This is a genomic window from Pseudomonas sp. KB-10, from assembly GCF_018221585.1.
Lineage (GTDB): Bacteria > Pseudomonadota > Gammaproteobacteria > Pseudomonadales > Pseudomonadaceae > Aquipseudomonas > Aquipseudomonas yangonensis.
The window spans coordinates 912,725-923,987 of the sequence record NZ_QYYB01000001.1; the positions used below are offsets into that span (position 1 = coordinate 912,725).

The 11,263-nt window shown below is 66.0% G+C and carries 11 protein-coding genes; 4 read left to right on the top strand and 7 right to left on the bottom strand.

Annotation, left to right across the window (positions count from 1 at the left end; all coding sequences use genetic code 11):
• Positions 1 to 182: 182 nt before the first annotated feature.
• The 3 genes from DXK50_RS04235 to cobF are packed head-to-tail and all read left to right on the top strand — an operon-like array spanning position 183 to position 2,640.
• Positions 183 to 1,184: an ATP-binding protein gene (locus tag DXK50_RS04235; RefSeq protein WP_212629432.1), complete on the top strand. Its 1,002-nt coding sequence runs from the start codon at positions 183 to 185 to the stop codon at positions 1,182 to 1,184.
• Positions 1,166 to 1,876, top strand: coding sequence for a VWA domain-containing protein (locus DXK50_RS04240; protein ID WP_212629562.1), 711 nt, complete (start codon positions 1,166 to 1,168; stop codon positions 1,874 to 1,876). Before DXK50_RS04235 ends, DXK50_RS04240 begins: the two co-directional genes overlap by 19 nt.
• Positions 1,873 to 2,640 (top strand): precorrin-6A synthase (deacetylating), encoded by a 768-nt coding sequence (gene cobF / locus DXK50_RS04245; RefSeq protein WP_212629433.1) that lies wholly within the window; start codon positions 1,873 to 1,875, stop codon positions 2,638 to 2,640. Before DXK50_RS04240 ends, cobF begins: the two co-directional genes overlap by 4 nt.
• A gap of 156 nt (positions 2,641 to 2,796) precedes the next feature.
• Here the strand turns inward: cobF and DXK50_RS04250 are convergent, their stop codons facing one another.
• From DXK50_RS04250 to DXK50_RS04270, 5 genes are all read right to left on the bottom strand, one after another.
• Positions 2,797 to 3,258 (bottom strand): GNAT family N-acetyltransferase, encoded by a 462-nt coding sequence (locus tag DXK50_RS04250; RefSeq protein WP_212629434.1) that lies wholly within the window; start codon positions 3,256 to 3,258, stop codon positions 2,797 to 2,799.
• A 134-nt stretch (positions 3,259 to 3,392) separates the two neighbouring features.
• Positions 3,393 to 5,537 carry a TonB-dependent receptor family protein gene (locus DXK50_RS04255; protein WP_212629435.1) on the bottom strand — a complete coding sequence of 715 codons (2,145 nt, stop codon included), beginning with the start codon at positions 5,535 to 5,537 and terminating at the stop codon, positions 3,393 to 3,395.
• Positions 5,538 to 5,726: 189 nt separating this feature from the next.
• Complete coding sequence (locus tag DXK50_RS04260) at positions 5,727 to 6,215, bottom strand: carboxymuconolactone decarboxylase family protein (protein WP_212629436.1); 489 nt, start codon at positions 6,213 to 6,215, stop codon at positions 5,727 to 5,729.
• A gap of 235 nt (positions 6,216 to 6,450) precedes the next feature.
• Positions 6,451 to 7,758 (bottom strand): MFS transporter, encoded by a 1,308-nt coding sequence (locus DXK50_RS04265; protein ID WP_212629437.1) that lies wholly within the window; start codon positions 7,756 to 7,758, stop codon positions 6,451 to 6,453.
• A 112-nt stretch (positions 7,759 to 7,870) separates the two neighbouring features.
• Positions 7,871 to 8,482 carry a LysE family translocator gene (locus DXK50_RS04270; protein ID WP_161864299.1) on the bottom strand — a complete coding sequence of 204 codons (612 nt, stop codon included), beginning with the start codon at positions 8,480 to 8,482 and terminating at the stop codon, positions 7,871 to 7,873.
• A gap of 94 nt (positions 8,483 to 8,576) precedes the next feature.
• Here DXK50_RS04270 and DXK50_RS04275 point away from each other — a divergent pair, with 94 nt between their 5' ends.
• The gene (locus tag DXK50_RS04275; RefSeq protein ID WP_161864300.1) at positions 8,577 to 9,560 is read left to right on the top strand and encodes a GlxA family transcriptional regulator; all 984 of its coding nucleotides are present in this window, start codon (positions 8,577 to 8,579) and stop codon (positions 9,558 to 9,560) included.
• An 8-nt stretch (positions 9,561 to 9,568) separates the two neighbouring features.
• Here DXK50_RS04275 and DXK50_RS04280 read toward each other — a convergent pair whose 3' ends face one another.
• Positions 9,569 to 10,174, bottom strand: a complete 606-nt coding sequence (locus tag DXK50_RS04280) for a LysE family translocator (protein ID WP_212629438.1) — start codon at positions 10,172 to 10,174, stop codon at positions 9,569 to 9,571.
• A 76-nt stretch (positions 10,175 to 10,250) separates the two neighbouring features.
• On the bottom strand, positions 10,251 to 11,090 hold the full coding sequence (locus tag DXK50_RS04285; protein ID WP_212629439.1) for an AraC family transcriptional regulator: 840 nt from the start codon (positions 11,088 to 11,090) through the stop codon (positions 10,251 to 10,253).
• Positions 11,091 to 11,263: the final 173 nt, after the last annotated feature.

Genomic DNA, 11,263 nt, shown 5'->3' on the forward strand with positions numbered 1-11,263 from the left:
CCTGGTGGGTTACGCGGCGCGCCGAGTTTTTCTGCAGACACAAGGCCGGCGTTCAGCGCCGTTAACTCACCCTACGGGTGTAGCGTGCCCATTGTGGGGGGCGCCTCAGCGGCGACGTGCTCGCGGCTAAAGCCCCTCCCACAAAAGCCAGGTGCGACCGCTCACCTCCACGGATCACTGCCATGACCGAACATCACTTCCCCCTTGCCGCCGTGGTTGGCGCCAATTCGCTGAAACTGGCGTTGTGCCTGGCGGCCATCGATCCGGCCATCGGCGGCGTGTTGATCGAGGGGCCGCGCGGCATGGCCAAGTCGACCCTGGCCCGTGGCCTGGCCGACCTGCTGGAGGGGGGGCGCTTCGTCACCCTGCCGCTGGGTGCCAGCGAGGAGCGCATAGTCGGCACCCTGGATCTGGACGCGGCGCTGGGCGAGGGCCGGGCGCAGTTTTCCCCCGGCCTGCTGGCCCGCGCCAACGGCGGCGTGCTCTATGTCGATGAGGTCAATCTGCTGCCGGATCATCTGGTCGACCTGCTGCTCGATGCCGCCGCCAGCGGGGTCAACCATGTCGAGCGTGACGGCATCTCCCATCGGCATGCCGCGCGCTTCGTGCTGATCGGCACCATGAACGTCGAGGAGGGCGAGCTGCGCCCGCAACTGCTCGACCGTTTCGGCCTCAACCTGGCCCTTGATGGCCAGCCGCAACCGGCCGAGCGCGCCGAGATCGTCCGTCGCCGGCTGGCCTTCGATGCCGATCCTGCTGCTTTCCTGCAACGTTGGCAGGGCGAGCATGATGCCCTCGCTGCCCGTTGCCAGAACGCCCGCCAGCGCCTGGTCGATATCCCGCTGGATGACGCCGCCCTGGGTGAGATCAGCCAGCGCTGCTTCGCTGCCGGCGTCGATGGTCTGCGCGCCGATCTGGTCTGGCTGCGCGCCGCCCGCGTCCATGCCGCCTGGCGCGGCGCGGCGGCTATCGAGCCTGTGGATATCGACGCAGTGGAGGACTTCGTTCTGCGCCATCGCCGTCGCCAGCAACGACCGCCGGCTGCCACGCCGCCCGAGCAGAACCAGGCGCCGCAGCAGGCGCAGGAACAGAGCCAGGGCGAAGGCCAGTGGGGTGAGCTGCCGGCGCAGCCACAGGCCATGGGCGAGCGGCGGGTGCCGCCGCGCTGGCCAAAAAAGCCCTGAGCATCCGCCCGCGCATAGCCACAGGCGCGGATGCCCGTAACCGGCCCGGACGACTCGGCGGTGGCCTGCGTGGCGCCGCACGAGCTGGCGTGGCCGACCGTATCGACTGGCCGGCGACCCTGCGCCAAGGCAGGCCGCAGCGCCGCGAACAGTTAGTGCTGCGCCCGCGCAGCCGGCAGGCCGAAGAGCTATGGCTGGTGCTAGTGGATGCCTCCGCTTCCACCCGTCGCCACGGCGCGCTGAGCCTGGCTAAAGGCGTGCTCGCTGAAATGTTCGACAGCGCCTATCGCCAGCGCGCGCGCCTGGCCGTTTTGCAGGCCGGTGGCCGTGAAGCGCAATGGCTGTGGCAGGGGCGCAAGGCCAGTGCCGAGCTGCATCGCTGGCTGCACGAATTGGGCGCCGGTGGCGGTACGCCGCTGCTCGACGCGCTGCGCCAGGCCGGCGACTGGCTGTTGCGTCGGCAGCGCGTGAAACCGTACGAACGCCAGCGCCTGCTGATTCTCACCGACGGTCGCCTGCGCGACCTGCCAGCGCTGGCGCCGCTGCCATGCCCAACCCTGCTGCTCGACACCGAGCGCGCGCCCATCCGCCTGGGCCGCGCCCGCCAGTTGGCGCAGGCGCTGCAGGCTGACTACCACCATATCGACGACCTGGCGCCCGGCGTGCCAGGGCGCACCTGGAGAACCCCATGAAAACCCTGCTGCTGGTCGGCATCGGCGCCGGCGACCCGGACTACATCACCTACCAGGCGATCAAGGCGCTGCGTCGCAGCGACGTGATCTTCCTGATGGACAAGGGCGCGGCCAAGCACAAGCTCAACGCCCTGCGCCGCGAGATCTGTGCGCGCTTTCTGGAAGGCCACACGCCGCGCTTCGCCGAAGGCCTGCAACCGGAGCGTGAACGTGATGCCGCCGACTATCGCGCCAGCGTCGACGATCTCAACCGTGACAAGCAGGCGGTGTTCGAGCAGCTGATCGACGAGCAGATGGCGGACGGCGAGACGGCGGCATTCATGGTCTGGGGCGACCCCTCGCTGTACGACAGCAGCATCCGCATCATCGAAGCCATCGCCGCGCGCCGTAGCGATTTCGTCTATGACGTGATCCCCGGCATCACCAGCCTGCAGGCGCTGACCGCGCGTCACCGCATTCCGCTCAACAGCATTGGCCGCGCCGTGGAAATCACCACCGGCCGCCTGCTCGCCGAAGGTTGGCCGCAAGGCGTGGACAGCGTGGCGGTGATGCTCGACGCCAAGGACACCTACCGCCGCTTCGTCGGCCAGGGACTGCATATCTACTGGGGCGCGTACGTCGGCACGGCTGATGAAATCCTGATTGCCGGCCCGTTGGATGAGGTGGCCGAACGCATCGCCACGACCCGTGCCGAGGCACGCGAGCGCAATGGCTGGATCATGGATAGTTATCTGTTGCGCAAGGAAGGGATGGAGCAGGGCTGAGAATAGAAGTGGTGAACGAGAAGCAGACGTAGGGCGGACATCGGTTTTTATGTCCGCCAGTCTGTGGATTGCGCCCCCAACTGGTGGATGAGAAACGCGTCAAGCACCCTACGCGGCTGCTGGACAGTAGCAAGTTCTCCGTATAGCAGCGCAGCGTTATCCACAGGCCTGCAGCGTCTTTTCCATCACCACGGTGCGTTCCGCCCCGTGGTATTCATCGCGCACTTTGCGATAGCCCAAGCCGGCGTAGAAGTCTTCGGCGGTAAGTGAGGACGGCACCCTCAGCTTGGCCATGCCGGCGTTGATTGCCTGGGCGTGGAGGGTTTCCATCAGCCGGCGGCCTACTCCGTTGCCCTGGTGTGCGGGATCGACGAAGACCGATCTGACCACATCGCCGTCGAGGCTGGCGGTGGCAATCAATGCGCTGTGCAACGAGGCGACGAAGACCATGCGCTTGCCGAGCAGCGCAGCAACAGCTTCAGGCGTGAAGCTTTGCTCGACCCGATCGATCACCTCGGGTGGGTAGTCCGAGGCATTCGACTCGCGTAGTGCGGTGATCACAATTCGGCTGATTGCTGCCACATCTTCCTTTGTCGCCAACCTGATCATGCAGTCCATGCGTTCTCCCTCCGTTGCCGCTCGATGACTCAATCAGCGTTATCGTCGATTGCTTCCTTATAAACCTGCACGCCCCGTGCCTTGTGATTGGCCAGCGTTGCCGGACGGTTGTTCACCGTACGCGGGCGGGTGGCTTACAACCAACTCCAGGACAGCCCGGTGTATACGCCGAAGCCTTCGCCCGGCGTCGAACGCGCCACATCCGCACCGTTGTCGTTATAGCCCGGCGTCACGGTGGCGGCGTAACGTTTGTCGGTCAGGTTGCGCAGGTCGAGCCAGGCTTGCCAGTCGTCTTTCGGCGAGGCATAGCCGAGGGTGGCGCCGAAGGTGGCGTAGGCATCGGCGTAGTAGGAGTTGGCGTAGTCCACTGCCACCTTCGAGGCGTACTGGGTGTTGAGGCCGGCGTAGAAGCCGCTCGGGTGGTCGTAGCGTAGTTCGGCCTGGTAGTAGTGGCGCGGCAGGCCGGGCAGGCGGTTGTCGCCGAAGGCGTCATCGTCGCGGTAATGGAAGTCGCTGAAGGTGTAAGCCTGGCGCAGGCTCAGGGCGCCGGCCGCGCCGCCTTGCCACAGCGGGCTGGTCAGGCCGGCTTCGATGCCCTGGTGCACGGTTGGGCTGGCGTTGGATTCGGCGAAGACGTTGGGCTCGATCTCGACGGTGAGCAGTTCATGGCGCACCTGCGAGTAGTAATAGGTCAGCTCCCACTGGCCCAGTGCGGAATCACCTCGGCCGCCAATCTCGAAGGTGGTGGCGGTCTGGTTGTCCAGGCTGATGGCGTCGCGCTGGCGATTGCTCCAGGGCTGGTTACTGGTGGGAAAGCGCAGCGGCGAGCTCCAGAGCATCGACCAGGCGTGCGGCGGCTCCACCGAGCGGCTGATATTGCCGAATAACTGCACATCCGGGTTGAGCTGGTAGCGCAGGCCGATACGTGGCGCGTAGTCCCAGGTGCTTTCGTCGAGCTTGTCGTCGTTGGCCGGCCAGGTTACCTGTACTTCGCGGCGGGTATGGATCAGCGCCAGGCCGCTGGTCAGCCACAGGTCGGGCATCAGCTCAGTGTCGTTGCTGAAGTGCAGCACATTGTCCGAACCCAGATGTTCATAAGCACGCATCAGGGTGCCGGCCGGATAGGGCGTGCCGTTGACATCGATCGGCAACGCTGCGGTTTCCTTCGCTTTGCTACTCGGCAGATTGGTGGTGCTGCGCCAGCCGATGGTCGTGCTGCTATTGAGGCCGAACAGGGTGTGCCTGCGCGTGTAGTTCAGAGTGCCGCTGATATCGCTGTAGTCCACGCGGATGCGATAGGTGTTGCCGTTGGGCAAGCGGGTTTCGACGATATCCATCGGGTAGTGGTGGTAGGCCAGGCCGGCGACCAGGGTGGAGTCGTCATCGATGCGCCAGGTGGTCTTGTTGGCCAGCCAAGTGCTGCCGGGCTGGTCGCGGTGGGCATCGATGCGCAGGTTGTTGGCAGCGGCCTGGCGTGGATCGTCCTTGAGCTGGGCCTTGGTCAGGCGGCCAGGCGTTTCGTGTTCGGTTTCGCGATAGCGCAGGTAGAACCGCGTTTCCAGGTTCTCGTTGAGCCGGTAGCCGAAGTTGGCGGCGATGCCTTTGCCCTTGCCGGAAGCCTGATCCTGATATCCGTCGGTGTGGCTGTCGGTCAGGGCGAGGTAGTAGTCGAAGTCCCCCAGCACCTGACCGGAAGCGATGTTGCGCTTCTGGTAGCCATAGCTCCCGGTTTCATAGCGCAGTTGCAGCTTGGGCGCGGTGTAGCCGGTGTGGGTGATGTAGCCGATGGCGCCGCCCAGGGCCAGGGAACCACGGTCGAAGCCATTGGCGCCGCGCAGCACTTCGGCGCGACTTATCCACAAGGGCTCCAGCAGTTCGTAGGGCGTACCGCCGGAGCCAGTCAGCGGCAGGCCGTCGAGCAGAATATGGGTGCCGGAGGCGTGCGAGCCGGGGCCGCGGTTGATGCCCGAGCCGCGCAGGCTGATCTTCGCGCCCTCGTTGCCGGGCGATTGGGCGTAGACGCCGGGCTGGTAGGCCAGTACATCGGCGACACCGGCCACGCGGCCCTGCTCGACCTTGTCCATGACCACCAGGTTGGTGGCGCCGGGTACGCGGGCGAGTTCCTGAGCTGCTTCCTCCGTTTCGCTCAGCTGCCTGCCGCTGACTTGCAGCGAGTCGAGCTGCAACGGCTCGTCAGCCATGACGCTGGGGGCGTTCAGGCAGGCGAGGGCGAGCAGGGTAAGACGTGCGGGTTGGCGGGAAAGCGGCAGGGGCAGCATGCAAGGGCTCCGTTGAGCGGACGGCGAGTGTGTCTGATGGAGGCCGACGAGGATTCGTCACGACAGCGTGGCGCTGGCGCGGGGGCACATCATGCCGGTTTTGCCCGTGCTGCGCAGCGGGGTGCTCAGGGAGAACGAGGTCAGGCGTGGCGGTCGCGCAACGGGCCGACCGCATCCTGTGGATAAACCTCAGACCAGCCCGGACTTGTCCAGCCCGAACTGCTTGTCGGCGGTACCCGGCACGGTGCGGAACGCCACGTTCAGGCGGTTCCAGCCGTTGATGGCGACCACCAGGAAGGTCAGGTCGGACAGTTCCTGTTCGGAGAACTGCTCGCGCACGCTGGCGTAGATGGCATCGGAGACACCCTGCGGCGCCAGCTGGGTCAGCGCCTCGGTCCACTCCAGAGCGGCGCGCTCGCGTTCGGAGAACAGCGTCGACTCGCGCCAGATGGCCACGTGGTGCAGACGCAGCTCACGCTCGCCATGGATCTTGGCTTCCTTCACATGCATGTCGACGCAGAAGGCACAGCCGTTTATCTGCGAGGCACGCAGGGTGACCAGGTGGCCGATTTCGGCGAGGAAAGGCGTTTTGTTCAGCAACATGGAAAATTCCACGTACTTGCCGGAGGCCTTGGGCGAAAGCTGGAAATAGTCGAGACGCTGGCTCATGGTTTTCATCCGTATTCTGTTGAGAGGAAACCGATGCCCCTCTGCGACTGGCAGAACCACTGCGGCCCGGTGCGAATGAATGTACGCACCAGTGGCCTAGCCACATAGATCCATTTTTACGGATTGTTATTGGTCCACTTTTCGCGAACACACTCCTGAGTGGCCAGGACCATCGAGGCAGCTGTTCTTGAAGTGAGGCTTGCGACTGAGGAGCGGCAAGCCTTTAGCCACGTCTGTTGCCGTTTCAGGCGGGTTGATAGTTCAACGGCCGCTTCGAAGACTCCGGCAGGGCCAGGCCGCCGGCCAGCGCCAGCAGAGCGATAACGATCAGGTAGTAGGCTGGCGCCATGCGGTCGCCGGTCTGCTCGATCAGCCAGGTCGCCACCAGCGGCGCGGTGCCACCGAAGATGGTGTAGGCCAGGTTGTAGGTGAAGGCCGAGGCGGTGTAGCGCACCCGGGTCGGGAACTGCTCGGACAGCAGCACGGCGGTGACAACGCCGCAGATCACCGCGCCGACAGCCAGCAGCATGGCGCCCAGCGCCGAGGGCAGCAGCGCGCCGGAGGTGGCCAGGGTAAAGGCTGGGTACACCGCAACGATCAGCGCGACCCCGGCGGTCAGGATGGTGCGGCGGCGGCCAACGCGATCCGAATAGCGTCCAACCAGGGGGCACAGCAGGGCAGCGAAGATCAGCGCCACCAGGCTGGCCAGCAAGGCGGTCGAGCGTGCCGCACCACCGACCACCTGCATGTAGGTAGTGAGATAGGTGGTGAACATGTAGAACGACAGCGCCGTGGCGGAGATGAACGCGCCCAGGCAGGCGATGGTGGCGCCGTGCAGGCGCAGGGTTTCCTTCAGCGGCGAATGCTCCGGCGCAGGTTCGGCGGCCATTGCCTTGAACGCCGGCGACTCGTCCAGGCGCAGGCGCATGTACAGCCCCACCAGGCCCAGCGGCGCCGCAATGAGGAAGGGCAGGCGCCAGCCCCAGGCCTGCATCTGCTCGCTGCTGATGATCTGATCGAGGCCGAACACCAGGCCAGCCGCGCAGGCGAAGGCGAGGAAAGTCGACACCGGCACGAAGCTGCCGTAACGGGCCTTCTGTTCGGTGGGTGCGTGCTCCATGACGAAGGCACAGGCGCCGGCGTATTCGCCACCGGCGGAGAATCCCTGCAGGCAGCGCGCCAGCGCCAGCAGCAGCGGGGCGAGCAGGCCGATGCTGGCGTAGGTCGGCAGCAGGCCGATCAGTGTGGTGGCGCCGGCCATCAGCAGCACGGTGATCGAAAGCACGCGCTTGCGTCCTATGCGGTCGCCGAGGATGCCGAAGAAGATCCCGCCCAGCGGACGCAGGGCGAACGACACGGCGAACACCGCGAAGGTTTGCAGCAGCGCCAGAGTCGGATTGCCCGGTGGGAAGAACAGCGAGGCGATGGTCACGGCGAGGAAGCCGTAGACGGCGAAGTCGAACCACTCGACGAAGTTACCGATGGCCGAGGCGGCGATGACCTTGTGCAAGGTGGCCGGGCTGACTTGCTGACCCCTGTGGATGGCATTCATGCGGCGCTCCTGATCCCTGATTCAGACGGTTTCAGGCAGGTTACGGAGCCATGGCGCGCCTGAGGGCTTCGCAGACGACGGTGGCGTTGCCGTGAGCGACGCCTCTACAGCCTCAGCGCGCCAACGGCAGTGCGATGCCGATCAGCACGAAGAGCACCCCGCAACTGCGATTGAAGGCGCGACCGCCGCGCTGCAGCCAGGGCCGCACGCGAAAGGCCAGCAGCGCCAGTAGCAGCTCGACGAGAAACTCGACCACGGCGAAGGTGGCAGCCATCACCACGAACTGCACCGCCAGGCCGCGCTGCGGGTCGAGGAATTGCGGCAGGAAGGCGCCGTAGAACAGGATCACCTTGGGGTTGGACAGCGCCGACAGCAGGCCCTGGCGAAACAGCCGGCCGGCGCTGGGGCGGGCGCCGCTATCGGCCAGCGTGAGGTTCATCGGTGGCGAGCGCCACAGTTGCACGCCCAGCCAGATCAGGTAGGCGCCGCCGATCCACTTGAGTGCCAGCAGCGCGGTGGGAGCGGTCTTGAGCAGGGCACTGAGACCGAACATGGCCAGGGCGATCAGCACGCTGAAACCCACCACACCACCGAGGATGGTGGCCAGTGCCATGCGCGCGCCGTAGAGCCCGCCGTGGGTCAGCGCCAGCAGGCTGTTGGGGCCTGGCGTCAGCGCCAGGCCGAGGGTAGCGACGAAGTAGACGAGCCAGAGTTCGACGGCCATGTGGGTCTCCTGAGAATGCGCAGCCAGTCTAATCAGCAGCAGGGGCTGGATTGAGGTAAATTCTGGTCATATAACAGTCGATTCTGGACTAGGCATGAGCGAAAGCCCCGATCTGCGTTTCCTTCTGCTGCCGCTGCCGGAGTTCGCCCTGCTGCCGTTCGGTGGCTTTCTCGACAAGCTGCGTTTCAGCGCCGATGACGAGGACTACAGCCGCCAGCGCTACTGCGCCTGGACGATTCTCGGCCTGCAGCCGGGGCATGTGTCGTCGAGCAGCGGTGCGGCGTTGCGAATCGAGGTCACGCCGGAGGAACTCGACCTGGCCGACTACGACTATCTGGTGCTGTTCGGCGGGCGCAGCGCACAGGCCACGGCGGCGCTGGCGCCGGCCTACCGTCCCTTGTTGCGGCGCGCCGTGCGCGCTGGCGTGAAGCTGGCTGCGATCGACAATGCGAGCTTTCTGCTGGCGTCCTGTGGCCTGCTCGATGGCCATCGGGTTGCGCTGCACTGGCGTCACGAGGCGGAGTTTCGTGCCAGCTTCCCGCGCCTGCGTCTGGCGCGCGAGCGTCTGTACAGCATCGAGTCCGAACGGATTTCCTGTGCCGGGGGCACGGCGGCCATCGACCTGGCGGTGGAACTGCTGGCGCATGGCTGTGGCCGGGCACGGGCGCTCAAGGGCCTGGCCGATATGCTGGTGGACGAGACGCGTAGCGGCCAGCACGCGCTGCGCTCGCTGCAGGGCACTTCCAGCGGCGAGCGCCACGTCGATCGTGCCATCGCTCTGATGCGCCAGGGTCTGGCCAGCGCCGAGGGCATCGAGCGACTGGCGGCCAGCGTGGGGATCAGCCGTCGTCAACTCGACCGTCTGTTTCACGCCCGTCAGGGCATGAGCGCGCGCGAGTACTGGAACGAGCTGCGCCTGCAGCACGTGCGCTGGCGCCTGCTCAATTCCAGCCACAGCCTGGCGCAGATCGCCGACGAGGTCGGCGCCAGTGATGCCAGCCACCTGGGCAAGCTGTTCCGCCAGCGTTTCGGTACCACACCCGGGGCGATGCGCCGCCAAGCCAAACCCACGGCGTAGGAGCGGCTTCAGCCGCGAAGCTGTGACAGCAACGGCAACCACACCGAGGCCAGCAGCAACAGGGCCATGCAGCGGTTGAACAGCAGCAACCGCGACGGTTGCCGCAGCAAGCGCGTGCTGCTGATGCCGAGCAGGCCCCAGGCCAGCAGGCAGGGCGTGGACACCAGCAGAAACAGCGTCGCGTAGCTCGCCACCGCGCCGAACGAGGCCCGGCCGTCGAGGAAGATCGCGGTGACCGACACGGTCATCAGCCAGGTTTTGGGGTTTATCAGTTGCAGGCCGGCCCCCTGGATGAAGCCCTGACGCTGGTCGACCCCTTGCTCGTGCAGATCGGACGCGTCACGGCGCATCAGCTTGCAGGCCATCCAGCTGATCCAGATCGCGCCGGCCCAGGTCATCGCTATCTGCAGCAGCGGCGCACGGGCCAGCAGTTCACCCAGGCCCAGGCCGACCAAAAGCAGCATCAGGCTGGCGCTCAGGCTGGCGCCTACCGCGATGGCCAGGGCGATTGACAGGCCGAAGCGGGCGGCACTGCCGAGGATCAGCAAGTTGGTCGGCCCTGGCGTGATCGAGGCCGCCGAGGCGAAGAGGATGAAGGGCAGCCACTGGTTCATGGCCAGCCTCGGGATGCGGTAACAGGCATGGGGTTCGCTCCATAACGGGTATGGCGCGATTGTCCGGCGGCCGCATTCAGCGGTCTTGAAGCTTTGTGCAGAGGCTGCGGTAGGCGCCGGGGGTGAGGCCATTGGCGCGGCGAAACCATCGGCCCAGATGGCTCTGGTCGGCGAAACCCAAGTCACTGGCGACCTGCGCCGGTGCCGTGCCGAGGGCCAGCAGCCGGCGGGCGCGCACCAGACGCAGCTGGATCAGGTAGCCATGCGGGGCGATGCCGAAGGCCGCCTTGAACGCGCGGCTGAGGCGAAAGCGGTCGACGCCGCAGACCCGTGCCAGTTCGTCGAGGCCGATGTTCTCGTGAAAGTGTGCGTGCAGGTACTCGCGGGCACGCAGCGCCACGCTGGGAATCTGCGGGTTGCCCGGCAGGCGCTGGCGCCAGTTCAGGCTGCGCGAGATGCGTTCGAGCAGCGCATCCAGCGCGGCGTCGCGCACCATGCGCGGCTCGTCGTCGTTCAGCGCTTGCAGGGCATTGGCGATGCACGGCAGTAGGCCGGGGTCGTCCGGCTGGGTGCGCGGTACGCCGGGCAGGCAATCGCTGGGCGCCTGTTCGAACAGCGCCGGCAGCGCGCGCTGCAGCCAGGCCGGCTCGAGGTAGAGCGTGGAGTAGGTGAAGCCGCCCGGTGTCGGTGCGTGGCCGTCGTGGATGTCGCCGGGTTCGAGGAAGAAGGTCTGCCCGGCGACGCTGCTGAACAGCGCACGGCGGCAGTGGAACTGCTGCACGCCCTGTTCGGTGAAGCCGATCAGGTAGCTGTCGTGCCAGTGCGGGTCGTAGGCGTGGCCCTCGAAATGCGCGCGGATCACCTCGATGCCGGTATCGGCATCCTGCTTGAGGTCGACCCATGATTGCGCGTTCATTGCCCGGCTCACAGTGGAAAATGGAACGCCTGAGCTTAACCCGTTTGTCGGGTATGCCTAGAACGTTTGTGCAGATGGCTGGGGCTGTGGATAAAACCAAGCGCCTTGATCCGTGGGAGCGGCTTCAGCCGCGAAAATTCGCGGATAAATCCGCTCCTACAAGCGCTTGGCAA